Raw genomic sequence first — 21,192 nt, forward strand, 5'->3', positions numbered from 1 at the left:
ATGCTCTGCCCCTCCTTCATTTCGTGCTGAGTTAATCCAACGCCCTGTCCTTGGACTCGACGTCGACCCACTTGATCGCGACGGCGCCTGCCACCAGCAATCCCGACAAAACAAACAACGACAAGGTGAATTGCGTCGCCATGATCGGTGCAATCAGGGCCGGGGCGAACAGCCCGCCGAGCCGGGCCACGGCACCTGCCGCCCCCATGCCGGAAGCGCGTAAGCTCGTGGGGTAGACCTCAGGCGTAAAGGCATACAGCGCGCCCCAGGTACCCAGCAATGCAAAGCTCATCAACAATGTTGAGGTCACCATCAACGCGACCGAGCTCCCCAGGCTGTACAGCAGGCACCCTGCCGCACTGAACAGCAGGAAGCCGATCAGCGTGGGTTTGCGTCCATAACGCTCAACCGCATATGCCGACAAGGCGTATCCGGGTACTTGCGCCAACGCCAGGACGATCAAGAACGCCTGTCCGCGCATAAAGCCCATGCCTTCGGCAGACAGCTTGATCGGCAGATACACAAATACGCCGTAGTACGCGACGGAAACCAGCAGCCATGCCAACAACAGCGACACGCTGCGCCGCGCCAGGCCGGCGCCGAACAACGCGAACACGGATTTGCGCTCCATCGTTTGTGGCTCGAGCTCGCCGATTTGCACGTTGTTGCCGTTGGTCTTGGCAACGCGCTCCAACACTTGCCGAGCCTCTTCCGATTTACCCGTCTTGTTCAAATAAAGAGGCGACTCGGGAACATACCAACGCAGGATCACCCCGACGATCGCAGGTATGCCGGTGACAAAGAAAATAATGCGCCATGCTTCATCGCCATACGCACTGGCCACCCACGCCAAAATGGCGAGAAAAACCGTCCCCAAAGCCCAAAACGACTCGAGCCACACCAGCCAACGGCCACGGCGCTGGGCAGGCAGAAACTCCGCCATCATTGTGTAATCGACGGGCAAGGTGCCGCCTACGCCAATACCGGTCAGAAAGCGCAGAATCAACAGCCATTGGAAATCCGGCGCAAAGGCCGATGCCACCCCGGCGCAGGCATCGATGACCACGGCCAGCATCAACACTGGCCGCCGGCCAATGCGATCGGCCAACCGGCCGAACGCAAAAGCGCCGATCAACATACCTACAAAAAACAAAGTACCCGTCTGCAGGGCCTGCGGAATCGTCAGGCCAAAGGTCTTTGCTATCGACGGCGCGCTGAAACCGATCGACAGCACTTGCATCGCGTCGGCCATCCAGACCAGCCCGAATATCACAAACAGCCGATACTGGAATTTTCCTACGCCTGCCGTATTCAACCCTTGTTCAATCGTTATTTTTGATGCTGCCATGGCTACTCCTACGAGGTTTGCCGTTGCTTTTATGCGCTGTCGCGCAATTAAAAATCAGTCCTGCGTATTCAAAACATCCTCGAATCAACGGGATTGATTTCGTATCTGGCCGATCACTGCCAAGCTGTCGGCCCATTCAGGCTCTTGCGGCGCAAATCGAACCCGCAAGTAATTCAACAGATCCCGCACTTGCTCATCATTCAAACTGTCTTTGAATCCTGGCATATAGCCGAGATCATCGTTGGCCGGCGTCTGAATGCCATGCAAAATGACTTGCACGAGATTATCGGGCGTCGCGGCGTGCAGATTCGTATTCACCGCCAACAAGGGCTTGACGCCAAACAATGTGGGCCCTGCCGCGGCCTCGTGACACACCGCACAGGCATTCTGATAAATACGCTCGCCCCGGGCATGGCCCTCGAACAGGCGCTGCGTGGACGGCTGTACGACAGGCATTTGTGCAGTGACGGACGTCGGCGCCAACGGCGCAGGTGCCGCTGCGGCAGGCAGTTCGGGCTCAGATGCGGCAGTGCCAGGCAAGTTGAGCAGATACGTGGCGATGGCGCGCACATCGCTCTCGGGCAATTCGCTCAGCCCCTGGATGACAGGCGCCATGGGCCCCGCCGCCACACCATGGCTCGGTGAATATCCTGTGCGCAGATATTGAAACAACGCATCGGGGGTCCATGGCACTTTGCCACTTGCCAAGCGATCCAGCGGCGGCGCTTCCCACCCCTCGGCCTCGCCCCCTGCCAAGTAATTGCCGGCGCCTGTTTTTTCGGCTCCCAACGTATTGCGCGGCGAATGGCAGGCGGCGCAGTGGCCAGCGCCCTGCACGAGATAGGCGCCACGGTTCCAGTCCAGAGATTGTGCCGGATCGGGCTCATAAACGCCCGTATCGTGGAACAACAGATTCCAGCCTGCCATCATCGGCCGCCAGTTATAGGGGAAAGGCAATGCGGTCTTGGGCGGCTCGTTGCGCACAGGCGGCTGCACCATCAGGTACGCATACAGGGCCTGCATATCCGCATCTGTCATTTTGGCAAACGCGGTATAGGGAAAGGCCGGATAGAGCTGGCGTCCATCTCGATGCACGCCGTCGCGCATGGCACGTTCGAAAGCGCGATACGACCACTGACCTATCCCAGTCTCGTTGTCCGGCGTAATGTTGGTGGTGTAGATCGTGCCAAAGGGCGTATCCAGACCCAGACCGCCCGCATTCGCCTGACCGCCTGGCACGGTATGGCACACCACGCAATCTCCCGCTGCCGCGACCAAACGGCCTCGTTCAATCGCTGCTGCAGAGTAGAGCGAAACATCAGGGCCCGCCGTAGGCGCGAGCGCTGGCTTGAGCGGCCAAGCCATGGTCACCACCCCTGCCAATGCGCCCGCACCGGCGGCCAACCATAGGCCACTTCGCCGCAGCCAACCGCGCGTGGGCGACAACGAGGGTGCTGGAGCAGCCAACGCATCGCGCAGTTGCTTCACATTGAATGGCACCTGCCGCAGTCGTACACCAGTCGCATCAAAAATCGCATTTCCGATCGCCGCGGCGGCAGGCAGGGTCATCACCCCATCCAACGCCAGTTGACCGTGATCGACCGGCTGTGCAGGCGCCAACTCCTGCGCATCCGCCGGCGCCACCTCATGAGACACCGACTGATCAGCCGGCACAGAAGCAGCGTTACCCGAACCGCTTGCGCCCCAATCATCAAACTGCGGCGGCGCGGTGAGCAGCCGACGGGCAGCGTCCAGCAGCCGGGGATCCTGTTCATGAATGGCAGCGCCCTGGGCCGGCTGCAGAGACTGACTGTCACGCCCGACCATCAGTCGCGTCACATCCACGTTCCCCGTATCCGGCGCTACCTCAACCTCGACCAACCAGGCACTCCATGTTTCCACGGCTGTGCCATCAGGCTGCTGATCCCGGACGTGAGCGGTCGCATAGCCGCGCCCACGTAAAGGAGACCGATCAGCGGTTTCGCGTTCGGCCAAAGCTTGTGGTGCCGAAGTCTGCTGCGCTGAAGCTTGCTGTGCCGAAACTTGCCGTGCGGAACCCAATGCCGCGAATCCCGTCTCCTCGTCCCCCGGCACTGCCATGTTCGCAGCCAGCGCCGAACCGTTCACTTGTTCGCGCATGCGCCGCGTCAACGCCTGACCCGGCCCGTTTGGCAACAACGACAAACGATACGCCATCGGATCCACGCCCAATCGCGCTGCTTCTTCGTCCAGCAGGCTCTCGTGCGCAAACACCTGCATCGCCTCGAACTCCGCAGGCGATGCATGGATCAACGGTGCCGCAACATCAACGGTTGTCCGTACGATCTCTCCCGCATCTTGCAGCCGAGGCGTCGCCACGGACGCAGCCTGTGCCGGCTGACTGAGCAATCGCGCCAAACTGGGCCGAGCGCCCCAGGGGCGGTTCGACACCCAGCGCGGCGTGGCGCTCCAATCGCCGGCAAGCGAACCCGGTCCCTCATCGGACTCTGAGCCTCCTGTGCCGACCGCCGCAGCAGAGGCGGGAGTATGTGCAGTCGACGGCGCGGCAGCCGCAGGCACGAATGCCGGTGCTTGACTCAACACCATCTCGCCCGGCGTTGACGCCCGCTGCACGGGAACACGCACCGGCCGGCCCACGGCATGGGACAGCAGCGCGGCATCTGCCGCCGCATCCAATACGTCGAGGATATGAATTTCATTCCCACCGTTCGGCGCCGTATCGACAAGTGTGATCCGGTCAACAGGCATGGCCAGCAAATGGCTCAGCTCTTCTTGCACGTATCGTTGATAGGCTGCCGCACAAGGCAGCCAGGCGGTAGCGTGGCTATCGGTACACCACACCGTCGCGCCCTGGCCATCCGTTGCAGGATGTTCGGCGGCGCTCCACACATAAGACAGGCCCTCAGACGTAGACGCTGTCGTAGCAGATGCTATCTGCGACGGCGATTCCGTCTCTCGCATCGAGGCAGCAGGGAATTGCCACTTTACGTCAAGCCCATCCAGAGCCTGGCGCGCCAGCATCGCTGATATCGCCACGACGCCGACAAAATCTGCCAGACGCACGATCCGAACCACACCCGGCGAGACCTGAGCGCTTGACGTATCGATGTCCGCCACGCTCGCGCCGCGATAACGCCTGCCATCCCACAACACTCGCGGTGGACGCAGCAGCGCGCCATGCAGCAATCCGCCCGCAACGCTGGATAGCTCTGCGCGCCGGGCAGAAATCACGACCTCGGGCAACTCGGCGCCGCTCATGGGGCCCCGTCCTCTGAGCTCGGCGGCGTGACCGCGGCGGCACGCAGCACGGCGGCTTGGCGGGCCGCCTGCAGGATTTCAATATGCGTGCCGCAGCGGCATAAATTGTGGCGCAACTCTTCCCGCAGCATCGCGTCGGTCGGATCAGGACAACGCCGCAGCAACGCCTCAACAGTCATGATCATGCCATTCAAGCAGTAGCCGCACTGCGCTGCCTGACACGCGATAAACGCCTGCTGGGTCGGCCCCGGGCATTGCTGATCACCCAAGCCCTCCAGGGTCGTGACCTCTCGCTCGCCCACGCCGCGAACAGGAATCACGCAAGAGCGCGCGGCCACCCCATCAATCAGCACGGTGCACGCACCGCACTCGCCCAGCCCGCAACCGTACTTCGGTCCATTCAATTCGAGATCGTTGCGCAAGACCAGCAACAGCGGCGTCGCCGGATCGGCCTGCACCGCTTGCTCTCGTCCGTTGACGAGCAAGCGAAAAACAGGAGAACCCGCAGAGAACGGCGCGCCGGAAACGCTGCTGTATGCCATGGTCATCGCTCAGAGCCCAAATCGAAAGTGCCTCATTTCATCGCCGCCTTGGGTTGCGGATCGACGAGCGGCACATTGAATACGTCATAACCGAAACACCACGAGGGGTCCTCATTTGTACGCAGCCATGTATTGTCGTGCGATATACGCTGAACCTTGCTCGCACGTTCAGCACGATTCGCTTCATACAGATCGAAAGCCAATTGGTAATCGTGCACACCCACTTCCTTGAAACAACGCGCCAACATCGCCGCATCCTCGATAGCCATGGCCGCGCCTTGCGCCATGTGCGGCTTCATCGGATGACACGCGTCTCCCAACAACACCAAACGGCCCCGGCTCCAGAGCGGCAGCGGATCGCGTTCCAACAACGACCATTTGGTGACTTCGACCGTCGCGTCGATCAACGCCTGCACGGTCGGGTGCCATCCCTCGAACGCCTCGCGCATTTCCTGTTTGCTGCTCGGCAACCAACGGTCATTGAGATCCCAGTGTTCGACCGGCACACCCGTCACGTAGTAAAGCTCGTCCTGCTTGCCCGTGACGAAGTAGGTCATCATATGCCGATCATCGCTCCACCATTTCACGCAGGGATCAAAGGGCAACATACCGGCCGTGGCCACCGGCGTCGGAAACACCGCACGATGCGCCAGATAGCCTGCATATTTCGGGGGTTCAGGTCCCAGTAATTCCTCGCGAATCCGCGAGTTCACGCCGTCAGCGCCGATCACCAGATCAGCTTCCTCGATGGAACCATCGGCGAAGTGCAGGCGCACGACATCGCCCGTATCTTCAACCTTGATCAGGTGCTTGCCAAAGCTCAGCATGTTATCGGGCAAGGCATCAATCAGCAATGCGTGAAAGTCCCCTCGATGCACCGTCAAATAACTCGCTCCGTATTCCTTGACGGCGTAGTCGCCCAGAGGGATCTGCGCGAGCACATCGCCCGTCTGCCAGTGGCGGCTATACCAGTACTCGGGATGGGAGCCTTGCTCGTTGAGCGCGTCCTCAATACCGATGCGGCGCAAGATTTTCATGACGTTCGGACCGACGTGAATGCCCGCCCCTTGCCGCGAAAAAGCGGGCGACTGCTCGTAGACGTGAACGTTGAATCCTTCCTTGGCAAGCAGCGAAGCGGCGGCAGCCCCTCCCAGACCTGCGCCAATCACAGCGATTCGAGGTTGTGCGGACATATGAAAAGCTCTCCTGGGAATCAAAAGCTCGCGCCGACGACCCCGATGTTGGGAGGCCGGTTTGAATATCAAAAATTAAAGCGTACACACTTCTTTTTTTAAAATTTACCGGCAAGAAATTTTGCTGACAAGAAAACAATGACGAATATATCTAGGTATTTTCCCTAGATTTTTTTAAATCCAAACATATCGTCTAGAACATTGCGGCATCAGTTTTATTTCTATATATTGAGCGTCTACACTGTATTTTCGTCGAGCAACGCCTTGAGCGGGATTCAGAATCGGGCCCGAGCCGTGCCGACTTTCCACTCTCTGGAGACCAAAGTGCCAGCGTCCTCCCCATCATCGACCTATCTCTACGGCGCGCATGTCAATGCGAATGGAATCCGTCAGCACTATCTGCGTTACCGCGCAGACACTGTCCCTGCGCAACGCCCCGCCATCGTGCTCATTCCCGGCATCACCAGCCCTGCGGTGACCTGGGGTTTTGTCGCCGAACGGCTTGGCCGGCATTTCGACACCTATGTGCTCGACGTGCGCGGCCGGGGGTTGTCGGCATCGGGTCCTGATCTGGACTATGGTCTGGATGCCCAGGCCGCCGACGTGCTGGCCTTTGCCCAGGCACTCGATCTGCAACGCTACGCACTGGTGGGCCACTCCATGGGCGGACGTATCGCCGTACGCGCAGCGCGGACTCAACCTGCCGGACTCACGCAACTGGTCGCAGTCGACCCTCCCGTGTCCGGACCGGGACGCCGTCCCTACCCTGCCAAACTGCCTTGGTATGTGGACTCCATACGCCAGGCCACACTAGGCATGGATGCCGACGCGATGCGCGCCTTCTGCCCCACGTGGACCGAGCAGCAATTACGCCTGCGCGCGCAGTGGCTGCATACCTGCTACGAGCCCGCCATCGTGCAGAGTTTCGAAGATTTCGGCCGCGATGATATTCACGCGGACCTGCCCCATATCCAGACACCGTTGCTGCTGATCACCGCCGAACGCGGAGACGTCGTCAACGACGATGATGTCGCCGAGTGGCAGACGCTGGCGCCCCAGACACAACACGTACGCGTTCCCGGCGCAGGGCACATGATCCCCTGGGATAACGAAGCCGGCTTCTATGCCGCCTTTGGCGATTTCCTGGGACAAACACTGGATTGATCGCGGGTATTCCCCACCTCAACCTCATTTCCGTCCACCTCGTATCACACCGGAGTTCGCCATGTCCGTGAGCGATATCGATTTGATCCAAGCCTGGAAACAGGTCCTCAACCTCTCCAGGCTCGAGCCCGGCCAGACAGTCACTGTCCTGACCGGCGCCGACACGCACCCGCAAACCCTGCGCTGTGCCATCGCCGCGGCCAGCGATATGGGCGCCAGAGTCAACCGCCTGGACCTGCCGCCCGTCAACGCCGAAAAATCGTTGTCGCGCGACTCGCTGGCCTATCTGGGTACGACACCGCTCACGGGCAATCCCGCTGCGATTGCCGCGCTCAAGGCCAGCGATCTCGTGCTGGATCTCATGACGCTGCTGTTTTCGCCCGAACAACACGAGATCCTGAGCGGCGGCACAAAAATCCTGCTGGCCGTCGAGCCGCCCGAAATCCTGTGCCGCCTCGTGCCTACCGCAGATGACCGCACGCGCGTCGTCAACGCCTCTGAACGCATCCAGGCGGCAAAGGAGATGCATATCACCTCACAAGCCGGCACCGACCTGCGGTGCCAGCTGGGAGAGTTCCCGGTCATTTGCGAGTACGGCTTCGTCGACCAGCCCGGTCGCTGGGACCATTGGCCAAGCGGCTTTGTACTGACCTGGCCCAACGAAGGCCAAAGCCGGGGCATTGTCGTGCTGGATCGCGGCGACATTCTGCTGCCACTCAAAGAATACGTGCACGACCCCATCAAACTCACCATCGAAAATGGCTATGTGCATGCCATCGAAGGCGGATTACAGGCAGAGATCCTGCGCGAATACATGGCTTCCTACGAAGACCCCGAGGCCTATGCCGTATCGCATGTCGGCTGGGGTCTTCAACCTCGCGCGCATTGGTCGATGCTGGCCCACTACGACAAGGAATCGCACATCGGGATGGACGCGCGCGCGTTCGAGGGCAATTTTCTCTGGTCCATGGGCCCCAACAACGAAGCCGGCGGCCAGCGCACCACTGCCTGCCACATCGACATCCCCATGCGCCGCTGCACGGTCAAACTCGACGGCAAACCGACCGTCATCGACGGCATCGTCCAGGACCAGGAAGGGCTGGCACGCGCTGAACGGCGCAATCAATTAAAGGGCATCGTGCGATGAACACACAAACCATTCCCACTGGCGGCGTGCAAGGCGATGTCTCGGCCTACGCGCGGCAGGGCTTTGGCACACCCTTGCCGCTCAAAGCCCCCTTCGGCCTGCTGATCGTGGACTTCGTCAATGGATTCGCCGATCCCGCGGTCTTTGGCGGCGGCAACATCCCGCAAGCGATCGACCAGACTACCCATTTGCTCGCTCACGCACGCGCTCAAGGATGGCCCGTCGCGCACAGCCGCATTGTCTTTGCCGATGACGACGCCGACCAGAATATCTTTTGCCTGAAGGTCCCGGGCATGCTGACCCTCAAAGAGGACAGCCCCGCCAGCGCCATCGTACCTGCGCTCGCACCCGCTCCGGGAGAATACGTCGTACGCAAAAGCACGCCTTCAGCGTTCTATGGCACGATGCTGGCGCCATGGCTTGCGCAACGCGGCGTGCAGACATTGCTCGTCGCAGGATGCGTCACCAGCGGCTGCGTGCGCGCGAGCGTCGTCGATGCCATGCAGGCGGGCTTTCGCCCTCTGGTGGTATCCGATTGCGTCGGTGACCGTGCACTGGGCCCGCATGATGCAAACCTGTTCGACATGGCACAGAAATACGCGGCAGTCATGCCGCTGGACCAAGCCCTCGTCGACATTGAGGCACTGTCACGCTAAGCTGATTCCATGAGCCTGCTCCAGCCCAAGCGACTGCACGACGGATTGCTCGATCAGTACGGCACGCTGCTGATTGTGCGTAACCCGGTCGCGCCCCCAAAACCGGCGCCTGGCCAACCCGGCGCGCCGTCGGATTACGTACCCGCCACGCCCGAGATCTTCGTCGCCGTCGTGGACGCTCCCGATACGGCGCAGGGCTGGCGCGCCCTGGCCTTTAACGGGCACGTCGATCTGGGCACAGGCATACGCACCGCGCTGGCACAAATCGTCGCCGACGAGCTCGATATTCCATTCGAACAACTCGACATGGTGCTGGGCCATACCGAGGCTTCGCCCAATCAGGGTCCTACCATTGCCAGCGCCACCATTCAGATCTCGGCCGTTCCGCTGCGGCGTGCCGCCGCCCAGGCTCGCGCGCATCTGCTGAACCTCGCAGCGCAGCGCTGGCACGTTTCCGCTCAGGCGTTGCAAGTCCGCCAAGGCATGGTCGTATTCAAGGACGAAAAGGATACTCGCCAGGCGCACTACGGCGAATTGATTCGTGGCAGGCGAGAACGGCTCATACTATCCGAAGACGTCGAACTCAAGCCGGCATCCGAGTATCAAGAGGTGGGGCAAGGCCGCGCGCGTGTCGATATTCCCGCCAAGGCAACCGGTGCGCTGACCTTCGTCCATGACATACGCATACCGGGCATGCGGCACGGCCGCGTCATCCGCCCGCCCTATCCAGGACGTGACGGCGGCGACTTTGTCGGCGCCAGCCTCATATCGGCCGATATCGCATCCGTGGCGCATCTGCCCGGCAACGTGCAGGTCGTCGTAAAAGGGGATTTCGTCGGCGTGGTGGCTGATCGCGAAGAACAAGCCATCGCCGCCATGCGCGCCCTGAAGGTTCAATGGCGCGACATCCCGCCGGCTCCCGAGCTGAGCGATCTGGACGCGGCGTTGCGCGCCCACCCGTCCGAGGTGCGCGCCTTGCACCATCAGGGACATGCCAACGAGGAGCTGGCCGAGGCAGCACAGGCCAGCCCGAGTCGCGTGGTCCGGCGCAGCTACGTCTGGCCCTATCAGATGCATGGATCGATCGGTCCGTCCTGCGCCGTCGCAGATTACACCGCTGACCGTCTCACGATCTGGTCCGGCACCCAAAACCCGCACATGCTGCGCACCGATCTCGACCGCCTGTTGAAACTGGGCGAGGGCAATATCGAAATCGTGCGCCTTGAAGCCGCAGGGTGCTATGGCAGAAACTGCGCCGACGACGTCTGTGGCGATGCCGCCCTGTTGGCGATGGCAACCGGCACAGCGGTACGCGTGCAACTCACGCGTGAACAGGAACACCAGTGGGAGCCAAAAGGCACGGCGCAACTCGTCGACGTGCAGGCCGCGATCGATCCCATGGGCAACTTGCTGGCCTATGACTTCGGCGTACGTTACCCGTCCAACGACGCCCCGTTGCTGGCTCTGCTGTTAACGGGCAGCATTTCCAATCAACCCCGCACCCTGCAGATGGGCGACCGCACGGCGATGCCGCCCTATCAATATCCCCACGTGCAGATCGTCTGCCATGACATGCCGCCGCTGATGCGTGCCTCGTGGCTGCGTGGCGTTTCGGCCCTGCCGAATGCGTACGCGCACGAATGCATGATTGACGAGCTCGCGCATCGGGCGGGCGCAGATCCCCTCGACTATCGCCTGCGCCATCTGGACGATGTGCGTGCCCGCGACCTATTGACGGCCACGGCCGAACGTGCCCGCTGGCAGCCCTTCAGGGCAGGCAGCCGCGGCATCCCCGCAGACGATGGTTTATTGCACGGCAGAGGCCTGGCCTACGCGCGCTATATCCACAGCAAGTTTCCGGGTTTTGGGGCAGCATGGGCGGCATGGGTGGTGGATCTCAGCGTAGACCCGCTGAGCGGGCGCGTTCGCGTGGACCGCGTCACGGTCGGCCACGACGCCGGCATGATGATCAATCCCGACGGCGTTCGGCATCAGGTCCACGGCAACGTTATCCAGGCGCTGAGCCGCGCACTGCTGGAGCAAGTCTCGTTTGGCCCGCAGGGAGTCACCAGCCGAGAATGGGGCGCCTATCCTATTATTAAATTCGGTGAAATCCCGGAGATCGACGTGCTGCTCATGCCGCGCCAGGACGAGCCTCCCATGGGCGTGGGCGAATCGGCGTCGCTACCCGGCGCCCCTGCAGTCGCCAACGCATTATTCGATGCCACGGGGCTGCGTCTATGTGCGCCACCGTATACTCCAGAAAAACTGCGCCACGTCATGCATAACACTCGAAGCGCCCATGTCGACCTCTACGCCTGAATCACTACCATCGCCGGACCAGTCGGACAAAGACAATTCGGCCCCCTACCTGTTTTCGTCGCAGGTCGGGCACCTGCTGCGCCGCGCCTACCAACGCCACACCGCGCTTTTTCAAAAATTCATTCCGGACTCAAAACTGACCGTCGCTCAGTTCGTCGTCATGTGCGCACTCAATGACGACGGCCCGGCTTCCATCGCCAATCTGGTCAAGGCCACCGTCATCGACCAGGCGACCATACGCGGCGTCGTCGATCGGCTCAAGAATCGCGAGCTCATTACTCTGCAGGCAGACCCCTCCGATCGGCGCAAAGTCATGGTCACCCTGACCGAGGCAGGCACACAACTCGTCAACGAGATGCAACCCTTTGCCCACGCCATCACCGAAGAAACGTTCGGACCGTTAAATGAAGCGGAACGCGTGGCTTTACTGTATCTGCTGCGCAAAATCACAGAATCCGAAAGCAGCTCACGGTATCCCGACGTCAACCACATCTGCACTTGATGCGCCACGCGTATTCACATACAGGCTATAGAGCCCTTTTCCGGCAGCCATGAACAGCCGGTTTCCTTTCGCACCGCCAAAGCAGAGATTCGCGCAGCGTTCCGGCAAGTGAATATGTCCGATCGGTGTGGCATCGGGCGCGAATATGCGCACGCCATCCAGTTCCTCGGCTCCCATCCCCCACCCGCACCACAGATTGCCATCCACATCGCAACGCAATCCATCCGCAGTGCCGGGCCCGCAATCGATCAGGTCACGCCCCTCTGACAACGTTGTGTCCGACACGCGATAGACTCGAATGGTACGGTTTGGCCTCGCACGCGACGCCACGATATACAGCAGCGTTTCATCGGGGCTGAAACACAGGCCGTTTGGTCCAGCGACATCGTCGGCCACAACGCTGATTCGACCGGAGGGATCAATACGGTAGACCCTCTCCGGCAGTTCGGGCTCGGCCTTGTAGCCCTCGTAGTCGCTGCTCAATCCGAACGGCGGATCGGTAAACCAGATCGACCCATCCGATTTCACGACGACATCGTTCGGCGAATTCAATCGCTTTCCTTCAAAGCGATCCGCCAACACCGTGATACGGCCGTCGTATTCGGTACGTGTCACGCGGCGATTGCCATGTTCGCAAGTAATCAGCCGGCCTTGACAGTCACGCGCATTGCCGTTGGCATAACCCGATGGCTCACGAAACACCGTGACATGACCCGATGCATCGTCATAGCGCAGCATCCGGTTATTCGGGATATCGCTATACAACAAATAGCGGCCATCGCCGAACCATACAGGCCCTTCGGCCCATCGTGAACCGGATGCCAACATCTCTACCGCGGCATGAAACAACCGATACTTATCAAAACGCGGATCCAAGGATTGCACCCTGGGGTCAGGATAACGAGGGCTGACGCGCCAGAATGGATCAGGTGCCAGAATGGGCTTTGTCGAATTCATCGGTGCTCACGCATGTTGACCAAAATATGCATCTTCCAGGCGGGTCTGCAGATCAGCTTCGCTGGTATCCGCCTGCAAAACAATTTCCCCGTGGGCCATGGCATAAACGCGGTCAGCCAGCACCAGGGATTTCTCGACCAATTGCTCGACCAGCAACACGGATGTTCCAGCATCTCGCAGACGCGCCGCGACCTCAAACACACGGTCAACCAGGACTGGTGACAGCCCCGCAGAAGGCTCGTCCAGAATCAGCAAACGTGGACGCTTTACCAATCCCTGAGCCACCACCAGCATCTGTTGCTGCCCGCCGCTTAACGCCCCTGCACGATCATGGCGCTTCGCCTCGATTTCCGGAAAGAATGCCAAGGCATCCCGGATGCGTTCCTGGCGTTCGGTCCGGGAAATGTCATATCCCGCCAAGGCCAGATTGTCTTGTACCGACAATTGCGTAAAGACGTGGTGCCCTTCGATCACGTGCACCAAGCCCGCCTGCGCCGCATCACGCGGCGTCGCACCGCGCAGGCTTTTCCCTGCAAACACGACGTCGCCGGACATCCATGGCAATAGGCCCGACAACGCCCGCATCAACGTGCTCTTTCCTGCGCCATTAGGGCCCAGCAATGCCACAATTTCGCCGGGTTTCACGATCATATCGACGTCGTGCAGGATTTGAATTTTGCCGTAGCCGGCATTCAGGCCCTGCACCTGCAGCAGACTATTAGGCTCCGAGGTATGCACTGACGACCTCCTTATGCGTACGGATTTCCTGCGGGGTGCCGCTGGCCAGCACCGACCCGAGATTCAGCACCGTGACGTGATCACAAATATCAAAGATCAAGTCTGCATGGTGTTCCACCAGCAACACTGCCGTTCCGCAGCGGCTGATCTCTTTGATGATGTCACCGAGGCGCTTGATCTCGTCTCCCGTCAAGCCCGCAGCGGGCTCGTCCAGCATCAGATACCTGGGCTGCAGCATCAACGCACGCGCCAGCTCCAGAAACCTCAGTTCGCTATGCTGCAAGCTATCGGCGCGCACGTGAGCCAGCTGAGACAGCCCCACCGCTTTTAATGCCGACTCCGCCATCTCTCGCAATCTACGCTCGTCCTCTCGATGCCTACCCACCCGCAACAAGGCCTCCAGGAACGTACCGCGTGCGCGCGTATATCCGCCTGCCATGACGTTCTTCAGGACTGAGGTATCGCCAACGATGCGCGGCGTCTGGAACGTACGCGCGAATCCGCGCCTGGCTCTGCCCAAGGGTTGTCCCGAAGGGACTTCCGTGCCGCTCTCCGTCACCAGGCCCTCTTGAGGCCGGTAATACCCCGAGATCACATTCAGCGTCGTGGTTTTCCCACTGCCATTCGGGCCGATCAAACCATGCACTTGCCCACCGTTGATGTGCAGATCCAGACCGTTGATCGCCTTGACTCCACCAAACGATAAATGCAGATTTTTCAATACGATTTTCCCATCACGAGGCACATCCGCCAAAATCTGGCGTACAGCGCCCAGCTCTGGTTGTATGCGCCGGTTTGCCGGCAAGGGGCTGCGTCCTCCAAAATCGAGCAAAGACGCAATTCCACCGGGAATTGCCAGAACAATCACCAACAACAACAGCGCGTATAAGAAATTGGACCACGCTGCCAACGGCGCGGCGATCTCCGGCAAAACGGTCAAGATCAGCGTGCCCAACAGCGGACCCAGGATAGAACTGCGTCCACCGATCAGGATAGAGATGAAAAACAGTACCGACAGTTCGAACGTAAACGCCTCGGGCGTAATGTATGTCTGAAGTGAACTGAACAGTCCTCCCGCGATACCGGCCAGCACGCCTGCAAGCACAAAGACGGCAGCCAGTAACTTGGCCTTGGAAATACCGTAGGCCTCCGCGGCGACCTCCGCATCGCGGATAGCAATCAACCCCCGCCCGAATCGGCTGTGTGCGATATTGGCCGTCAATAGGGTCGCCACCGCGGCAATGCCCAGGCACAAGTAATACAAGCCCCGATCGGAATCGAACGGCGCCGGCATGGCGGGCCCCGGCACGCCAATTCCGCCGCCCGTCACCGACTCCCAGGCCAAAGCGATCTGCGTCACGATCGTGGCGAATCCCAAGGTGGTCATCGCAAAATAAAACGTGCGCAGCCGCAGCGCCGGCAAGCCGACAATCAGGCCAAACAGCCCCCCCACTGCCCCCGCCGCCGCCAGCGCCGTAAACGGCTCCCACGGTTCGGACACGTTACCGGCCACCAATGCACTGGCCGTGTATGCCCCCACCGTCAACAACGCCACGTAGCCGATCGCCAATTGGCCCGCATAGCCGACAATCAGGTTCAGCCCGGACACCAATATCCAATAGATCGCCGCGCGTGTCGCGATCACTGTCCAGTACGTATTCCCTAATGCCGGCAGTGCGATCGCCAGCACCAGCAATACGATGAACGGCAACATGCGCGTCCAGCCCTGCCCCCGGTTCATCGGATGACGCTCCATCGCTTGAGGGGTTCCTCGATAGGTCTTTGCGTGCGCGGTCATCACACTCTCCGTGCAGAGTTGGAGCCGAAAATACCCTGCGGCACGGCCATCAACACCACGATAAACAAGACGAACACGGCAATCGACGCAAAAATGCCGCCCACGGTAAAGTTCGCCGTCTGTTGAAACAGTCCGAGCGCCAGGCCACCCAGCACTGCGCCGCGATTATTGCCGAGCCCACCCAATGCCACAGGAACGAAGCCGTAGAAATTCAACAAGGGGCCGTTGGCAAAAAAAGCCAACATCAACTGACCCGCGGCAAACCCGGCGATGCCCCCGATCACGCCCGCCAGGGCATAGCTGATGACCCGCAGGCGCCGTTCGGGCAATCCGATAGAACGTGCAGCAAAGTTGTTCTCCGCCACTGCCAGAAAAGCCAGGCCGATCAATGTGCGCCGATATAGATACTCCAATGCCAGCACCACAATCACGCAGGCCGCGACGGGCAGCCAGAACCGTTCATCCAACGGTCCCGACCCCCAGGCCAACAAGCGGGGAAAAGGCTGAGGCTCGGTACCCCATTCGATCGCCGTCACCTGTTGAATCATCAAGGCCAACGCCAACGTAGACAATACATACAGATGTTGGTCCAGACTTTTCAGCACAGGCCGCACGGCGACAAACTCGGTGATCACGCCAACCAACGCGCATAACCCCAGGGTCAATACGAATGCAACCGGACCGGACATGCCCATGCGCAGCATGAACAAGGACCCGAACACACCGCCCAGCATTCCAAGCTGCCCTGCCGTAAAGCTCATGACACGAGACGTGGAATACATCGTGTTGTACGTGATGCCGATCAGGGCATACACCGCTCCGACCGCCAGGCCGGAACTGATAATAGAAGCCAGCATGACTGCGTCCCCTCGGTCTTATTGATAACCCGGCGCCAATGCGAACGTCCCGTTGCGCGCAGACTTGGCCTCGGACATGACGACTTCTTCGGTGGGATAACCGTTGTGAATCGTGGGAGAGTACGTATAGGTCCCAAAATATCCGGGGTACGCTTTCAGGCTATTCCAATACTCGATGATGTCTTTGGATTGCGACGACCCCGTTGTCTGCACCGCCTTGGCCACGAGCTCAATCGCGTCGTAGCCGGCCGACACCCACCAGTACAGCGTGTCTTCCAGACTGACCTTGCCTTTGACCATGTCAAGGAACTCCTGCGAATGCGCGGGCAGCTTGCCGTTGGCGTCATAGCTGGCGCTCTTGTAGCCCACTGCATAGACCTTGTCCCAGTTCTCTGGCTTTTCCACCAGCGTGCGCAGCTCGCCCGATGCCAGCGAGGGATGGCCGACAAAAGCGACATCCCAGCCCATATGGGCTCGGGTATTGAACAAACGCGCCTCCATCCCGGTAGAGACGCTCCAGATCACGATCACTTGCGCTCCCGCATCGCGAGCCCGCGTCATGTCGGGCGACATGTCTGCTTGTGTCGCGTCGATATTCGCCGAGTACACCACCTCCGCGCCATCTTTTTTGAAATTGGCCACGCATGCCTTGCTCGCGCTCACCCCATATCCCGTCGTGTCGCCGATCACCGCAATCTTGGAATATTTCTGTACCTTCAGGCAGTAATTCCGGCACGCATCATCCCATTGACTGTTCGACGGGGAGATGCGGAACGCATTGGGATACTTGTCCGTGTTCACCAAGCTATCTATGACGCATGGATGAATATTCGGCATCTTGGCGCGAGCCATGATTGGCGTGACGGCCAAGGACTCGCCCGAGTTCGTCGGCCCCCAGATCGCATGCACTTTCTGTGAGTTGATCATCTCCTGCGCCGCATTCACTGCTTTAGTAGGATCACCCTGCGTATCGCGCGTCACGATCACGATCTTGCGACCCTTCACTCCGCCTGCCGCATTGATTGCCTGCGCAGCAAATTCGACACCTCGATTGAACCCCACGCCCGGGGCAGAACTCGGCCCGGTCAATGCAGCAAGCCACCCTATCTTGAGGTCTTCACTCGAGGCCAACGCCAGTGCGGGCATGCCTAATGCCGACGCGCCTAATGCGCCAGCGGCGCCCAACACAAAGTCACGACGAGAAACTGTCATTTGTTGTCTCCTAAGGATTGTCATCGCTGAATGGCGCGGGGTTCCCCTGTCTGCCATCCCTCGCCATCGTCACCGCCGTGGTTTAACGGCCGCGTTTTTCCAAATGCGCAATACGATCCAGATCAAACGTAAAACCCCAGCCTGGGCGCTGCGGAACGATTGCCATCCCGTCTTCGAATTCGAGGCGCTCCTGATACAAATCGGAGAACCACGGCATGTACTCCAGGAATATCGCGTTGCTCAATGCACCCAACACTTGAATACTCATTTCGGGAAACAGATGGCTCGACACGGGAATGTCGTAAGCAGCAGCCATATGTCCCACTCGCATGAACTCCGAGACGCCACCCGCTCGCTGCAAATCCGGCATCAGCACATCAGCGCTGCGCAGCTCGATCATGCGGCGGAACCCATAACGTGCATACTCCGTTTCACCACTGGCGATAGGGGTATCCAGGGCGGCCGCGACTCGCGCCACCCCCTCCAGATCCCAGGCGGGCAACGGCTCTTCGAACCAGGCCAGTTGATATTCTTCCAGCATCCGCCCCAACCGGATGGCCTGGGCCTCGTTCAACCCTTGATTGGCATCGGCCATCAATTTGATATGCGGACCGATGGCCTCCCGTACTGCACGCACTCGTTGCACATCGACGGCAGGATCGGGCGATCCCAGCCGCATCTTCACCGCCTGAAAACCTTGTTCCACCATCTGCTGTGCGTCGCGCGCAAGCTCGTCGACGCTGCGATGCAACCACAATCCGCCACTGTGATAGACGGGCACACGATCCTGTGCGCCCCCGAGCATGCGATACAGCGGCAAGCCCGCCGATTTGGCGGCGGCATCCCATAGCGCGCCGTCAATGGCCGATATCCCCATGACCGGAATACCTTTCTGCCCGAAGAAATTGAGATCTTTCCAGGCACGCGACCAAAACCCCGCGATGTGACCGGCGTCCTGTCCCACTACCAGGTCCGCCAACTCATCGACCATACGGTGCAACACCCCCGTACGCCGATTATTCAAGGTGAACACCAAGTTCTCGCCCACCACCCCATCACTCGTATGCAGACGGACCAGGACGACACCGCATGTTGAAATCGGCCCCAATGCACTCATGATCGGCTCTTGCAATGCGATCTCTATCGGGCGGGTTTCCAGCTTGACGACTTTCATACGGCAGCCTCTTCGGTAATGCGATGCACGTCGCCGACGCGATATCGCGACATCACTTCTGAATCAGGGTCGCAGCCCAAGCCAGGGCCTTGAGGCACGTTCAACATCCCATCCACGGCATGCACATAGGGCGCAAAAGGATTGGCCTCCATATCCATCCACAGCACTTCGATCAAGGGCGGCTGGGGCAGCGCTGCGCCAATATGCAGTGTGGCGATAAAACCCGGCCCGAAATACGGCGAATGGGGCACGACACGCACACCGTTCGCTGCACACAGCGCTGCTACCCTCATGGTCTCGCCGATGCCGCCGATCTTCGTCACGCTGGGCTGCGCGATATCAATGGCCCCGCTCCCCAATAAAGTCTGAAATCCCTGCAGTCCGGCCACGTTCTCGCCAGCAGCGATGGGGATACCACACGCGCGCAGGCGCGCCAGCCCCTGCGCATCTTCGGGCGGCCAGACTGGCTCCTCGAACCAGTACATTCCGTCGCCACGCATACTTTGCGCCATATCCAGAGCATCAGGCACATCCCAGGCACAATTGACATCCATCATGATCTGGACATCCCGGCCCTGGACCGCCTCTTGCGATCGCACGAGGGCTTCCCGCGTCGTTTCATGCAGTTTGACGTAGCGAAACCCCCTATCAGCTGCTGCGCGCGTGTTGCGAGCAGCGATTTCGGCATCCCCATACGCCAGCAAACTGGAATAGGCCTCGAGCTGCGTACGGCTGCCATTACCCAGCAATTGATGCACAGGCAGTCCTGCGCGTTTGCCCAGCAGATCCCATAGCGCGATTTCAATTCCTGACCAGGCGTAAACGTAACTGCCATTACGACCCAGCAAATGGGTGGAATGCAGCACATTGCGCGTCAGGGCCGAGATATCGCCTGCGTGTCTGCCTATCACCAGCGGCGCCACAATCGTATCCAGAGCGGCACGTGTGGCGGGGATTGCAGCATGGCCAAACGCCTCTCCCCATCCTACCAATCCGTCTTCAGTCTCCACCCGGACCAAGAGTATCTCCAGCCGGTCCCACAACTTTCCTGCAAACCGGGCATAGGGGCCTCCCATGTCAAACGGCAGCGACACCACGGAAGACTCCACCGACACAATCCTCATGCGTTTGCTCCTCTTCTTATCGTGCGACAGATGGGGTACTGAGTTTTGCAGCGGCATCAACATCAGTACCGATCAGATGCAATGACTGTAAAAGCCGCCCGAAGCAAAAACAATCGAAGTGGACTAATTCAAAGATAAGCTAGACTTATGTTCAACGTGTGCTGCGCTGATGTATAGCGGCAGCGTTCAGTCACACGGAGGGCTCTGCAAACATGCAGCCCGCATAAAAATTGGCCTTGCCGCCAAGGGGGACACGATGCATTTGACCGTACGCCAAATGGAGGTCATACGCGCCGTCAGTCGATACGGCAGCGTAGGCGAAGCCGCATCGGCACTGGGAATCTCTCAGCCTGCTGTCAGTTTGTTGCTGCGTGAGTGCGCCTTGCACGCAGGGTTTCCGTTTTTTGTGCGCAAGCGCGGCCGGTTGCAAGCCACACGCGAAACGCTGGAAATCATGGGCGAACTCAATCGCATCTTTGACAGCATCGCTCGCGTCAACCGGCTGGTGGACGACATGCGCGAGTTGACTGAAGGCTCGGTCCAGATTTCCACGGTGCCCACGATCGCAGAGAACTTATTGGCTCCCACGAGCGTCCGGTTCCGCGAAGACTGGCCACAGATTCAAATATCAGTCATCGCGACCGACAACGTCAGCGTATCCGACAGCGTGTTCCAGGAACGCGTGGACTTCGGCATCGTGTTGTCGCCGCTCAGCCAGGACGGACGAATGATCGAAGGCCGTCTGACTGATTTGTGCGAGGCCGAGCTGGTGTGCGTGGTGCCTGAAGATTGTCCGCTGGCCAAGCTCCCTGTTGTCACCCCGCAGGATCTGGAGCCCTATCCCTTGATATCGTTTGACAAGAACCTGCCACTAGGTGCCTTGATCGAGGAGAGCTATCGCATTGCAGGCGTCAAACGAAAGATCGCGCTGTCAGTGACGTTGACGGCTGTCGCCTATTCGCTCGCGCGTTCCGGTGCGGGCGTGGCGATTATCGACCCCTTTTATTTGCTGACCGGCCGCAATCAGGGGGTTGCCACCATTCGGTTTCAGCCGCGCATGCCCGTCAAGGCGCAATTACTGCTGCCCAATAACACACCGCTCTCCCGGCCCGCGCAGCTGTTTGTCGCGGCGTTGAAGAAAACCGCCGTCTCGCTCAAGGACTCGCTGCCGCGCGAAGCCAATCTCTAAAGTCTGGAACA

At 60.0% G+C, this 21,192-nt stretch carries 17 protein-coding genes; 6 read left to right on the top strand and 11 right to left on the bottom strand.

The genetic code is table 11. From position 1 onward, the window contains the following. Positions 1-31 precede the first annotated feature (31 nt). The 4 genes from ACYVIT_RS18090 to ACYVIT_RS18105 all read right to left on the bottom strand — a co-directional run bounded on the left by ACYVIT_RS18090 (position 32) and on the right by ACYVIT_RS18105 (position 6,341). The gene (locus ACYVIT_RS18090; RefSeq protein WP_415806817.1) at positions 32-1,348 is read right to left on the bottom strand and encodes an MFS transporter; all 1,317 of its coding nucleotides are present in this window, start codon (positions 1,346-1,348) and stop codon (positions 32-34) included. Between the two features lie 84 nt (positions 1,349-1,432). Next, positions 1,433-4,606, bottom strand: coding sequence for a c-type cytochrome (locus ACYVIT_RS18095; protein ID WP_415806816.1), 3,174 nt, complete (start codon positions 4,604-4,606; stop codon positions 1,433-1,435). Further along, on the bottom strand, positions 4,603-5,148 hold the full coding sequence (locus tag ACYVIT_RS18100) for a (2Fe-2S)-binding protein (protein ID WP_415806815.1): 546 nt from the start codon (positions 5,146-5,148) through the stop codon (positions 4,603-4,605). The genes ACYVIT_RS18095 and ACYVIT_RS18100 overlap by 4 nt, the downstream gene beginning before the upstream one ends. Before the next feature lie 32 nt (positions 5,149-5,180). After that, complete coding sequence (locus ACYVIT_RS18105; RefSeq protein WP_415806814.1) at positions 5,181-6,341, bottom strand: FAD-dependent monooxygenase; 1,161 nt, start codon at positions 6,339-6,341, stop codon at positions 5,181-5,183. Positions 6,342-6,665: 324 nt separating this feature from the next. Between ACYVIT_RS18105 and ACYVIT_RS18110 the strand changes: the two genes are divergently transcribed. The 5 genes from ACYVIT_RS18110 (at position 6,666) to ACYVIT_RS18130 (ending at position 12,132) form a co-directional block, all read left to right on the top strand. Next, positions 6,666-7,505 (top strand): alpha/beta fold hydrolase, encoded by an 840-nt coding sequence (locus ACYVIT_RS18110; protein ID WP_415806813.1) that lies wholly within the window; start codon positions 6,666-6,668, stop codon positions 7,503-7,505. Between the two features lie 61 nt (positions 7,506-7,566). Beyond that, positions 7,567-8,652 (top strand): M29 family metallopeptidase, encoded by a 1,086-nt coding sequence (locus tag ACYVIT_RS18115; RefSeq protein WP_415806812.1) that lies wholly within the window; start codon positions 7,567-7,569, stop codon positions 8,650-8,652. Continuing rightward, the gene (locus ACYVIT_RS18120) at positions 8,649-9,308 is read left to right on the top strand and encodes an isochorismatase family protein (protein WP_415806811.1); all 660 of its coding nucleotides are present in this window, start codon (positions 8,649-8,651) and stop codon (positions 9,306-9,308) included. Before ACYVIT_RS18115 ends, ACYVIT_RS18120 begins: the two co-directional genes overlap by 4 nt. A gap of 9 nt (positions 9,309-9,317) precedes the next feature. Continuing rightward, positions 9,318-11,630 (top strand): xanthine dehydrogenase family protein molybdopterin-binding subunit, encoded by a 2,313-nt coding sequence (locus tag ACYVIT_RS18125; protein ID WP_415806810.1) that lies wholly within the window; start codon positions 9,318-9,320, stop codon positions 11,628-11,630. Beyond that, positions 11,611-12,132, top strand: a complete 522-nt coding sequence (locus ACYVIT_RS18130) for a MarR family winged helix-turn-helix transcriptional regulator (RefSeq protein WP_415806809.1) — start codon at positions 11,611-11,613, stop codon at positions 12,130-12,132. The genes ACYVIT_RS18125 and ACYVIT_RS18130 overlap by 20 nt, the downstream gene beginning before the upstream one ends. On the opposite strand, the gene ACYVIT_RS18135 is transcribed toward ACYVIT_RS18130, so the two are convergent. From ACYVIT_RS18135 to ACYVIT_RS18165, 7 genes are all read right to left on the bottom strand, one after another. Continuing rightward, a complete protein-coding gene (locus ACYVIT_RS18135; protein WP_415806808.1) occupies positions 12,097-13,089 on the bottom strand; it encodes an SMP-30/gluconolactonase/LRE family protein in 993 nt (330 codons plus the stop codon). The genes ACYVIT_RS18130 and ACYVIT_RS18135 overlap by 36 nt on opposite strands. Positions 13,090-13,095: 6 nt before the next feature. Then, entirely contained in the window at positions 13,096-13,827 is a 732-nt protein-coding gene (locus ACYVIT_RS18140) for an ABC transporter ATP-binding protein (RefSeq protein ID WP_415806807.1), read from the bottom strand. Beyond that, a complete protein-coding gene (locus tag ACYVIT_RS18145) occupies positions 13,808-15,625 on the bottom strand; it encodes a branched-chain amino acid ABC transporter ATP-binding protein/permease (RefSeq protein WP_415806806.1) in 1,818 nt (605 codons plus the stop codon). The genes ACYVIT_RS18140 and ACYVIT_RS18145 overlap by 20 nt, the downstream gene beginning before the upstream one ends. Beyond that, a complete protein-coding gene (locus ACYVIT_RS18150) occupies positions 15,625-16,482 on the bottom strand; it encodes a branched-chain amino acid ABC transporter permease (RefSeq protein ID WP_415806805.1) in 858 nt (285 codons plus the stop codon). Before ACYVIT_RS18150 ends, ACYVIT_RS18145 begins: the two co-directional genes overlap by 1 nt. Before the next feature lie 18 nt (positions 16,483-16,500). Continuing rightward, on the bottom strand, positions 16,501-17,694 hold the full coding sequence (locus ACYVIT_RS18155; protein WP_415806804.1) for an ABC transporter substrate-binding protein: 1,194 nt from the start codon (positions 17,692-17,694) through the stop codon (positions 16,501-16,503). Between the two features lie 82 nt (positions 17,695-17,776). After that, complete coding sequence (locus ACYVIT_RS18160; RefSeq protein WP_415806803.1) at positions 17,777-18,868, bottom strand: mandelate racemase/muconate lactonizing enzyme family protein; 1,092 nt, start codon at positions 18,866-18,868, stop codon at positions 17,777-17,779. Then, complete coding sequence (locus tag ACYVIT_RS18165) at positions 18,865-19,992, bottom strand: mandelate racemase/muconate lactonizing enzyme family protein (RefSeq protein WP_415806802.1); 1,128 nt, start codon at positions 19,990-19,992, stop codon at positions 18,865-18,867. Before ACYVIT_RS18165 ends, ACYVIT_RS18160 begins: the two co-directional genes overlap by 4 nt. 256 nt (positions 19,993-20,248) lie before the next feature. Here ACYVIT_RS18165 and ACYVIT_RS18170 point away from each other — a divergent pair, with 256 nt between their 5' ends. After that, positions 20,249-21,181, top strand: a complete 933-nt coding sequence (locus ACYVIT_RS18170; protein ID WP_415806801.1) for a LysR substrate-binding domain-containing protein — start codon at positions 20,249-20,251, stop codon at positions 21,179-21,181. The last annotated feature ends 11 nt before the right edge of the window (positions 21,182-21,192 follow it).

The sequence above is a fragment of the Bordetella muralis genome (genome assembly GCF_054781015.1).

Coding starts and splice junctions, on each gene's coding strand:
- ACYVIT_RS18145 (WP_415806806.1), bottom strand. CDS start 15,625: ATGACCGCGCACGCAAAGACCTATCGAGGAACCCCTCAAGCGATGGAG.
- ACYVIT_RS18155 (WP_415806804.1), bottom strand. CDS start 17,694: ATGACAGTTTCTCGTCGTGACTTTGTGTTGGGCGCCGCTGGCGCATTA.
- ACYVIT_RS18115 (WP_415806812.1), top strand. CDS start 7,567: ATGTCCGTGAGCGATATCGATTTGATCCAAGCCTGGAAACAGGTCCTC.
- ACYVIT_RS18135 (WP_415806808.1), bottom strand. CDS start 13,089: ATGAATTCGACAAAGCCCATTCTGGCACCTGATCCATTCTGGCGCGTC.
- ACYVIT_RS18120 (WP_415806811.1), top strand. CDS start 8,649: ATGAACACACAAACCATTCCCACTGGCGGCGTGCAAGGCGATGTCTCG.
- ACYVIT_RS18160 (WP_415806803.1), bottom strand. CDS start 18,868: ATGAAAGTCGTCAAGCTGGAAACCCGCCCGATAGAGATCGCATTGCAA.
- ACYVIT_RS18095 (WP_415806816.1), bottom strand. CDS start 4,606: ATGAGCGGCGCCGAGTTGCCCGAGGTCGTGATTTCTGCCCGGCGCGCA.
- ACYVIT_RS18090 (WP_415806817.1), bottom strand. CDS start 1,348: ATGGCAGCATCAAAAATAACGATTGAACAAGGGTTGAATACGGCAGGC.
- ACYVIT_RS18170 (WP_415806801.1), top strand. CDS start 20,249: ATGCATTTGACCGTACGCCAAATGGAGGTCATACGCGCCGTCAGTCGA.
- ACYVIT_RS18125 (WP_415806810.1), top strand. CDS start 9,318: ATGAGCCTGCTCCAGCCCAAGCGACTGCACGACGGATTGCTCGATCAG.
- ACYVIT_RS18100 (WP_415806815.1), bottom strand. CDS start 5,148: ATGGCATACAGCAGCGTTTCCGGCGCGCCGTTCTCTGCGGGTTCTCCT.
- ACYVIT_RS18130 (WP_415806809.1), top strand. CDS start 11,611: ATGTCGACCTCTACGCCTGAATCACTACCATCGCCGGACCAGTCGGAC.
- ACYVIT_RS18165 (WP_415806802.1), bottom strand. CDS start 19,992: ATGAGGATTGTGTCGGTGGAGTCTTCCGTGGTGTCGCTGCCGTTTGAC.
- ACYVIT_RS18150 (WP_415806805.1), bottom strand. CDS start 16,482: ATGCTGGCTTCTATTATCAGTTCCGGCCTGGCGGTCGGAGCGGTGTAT.
- ACYVIT_RS18105 (WP_415806814.1), bottom strand. CDS start 6,341: ATGTCCGCACAACCTCGAATCGCTGTGATTGGCGCAGGTCTGGGAGGG.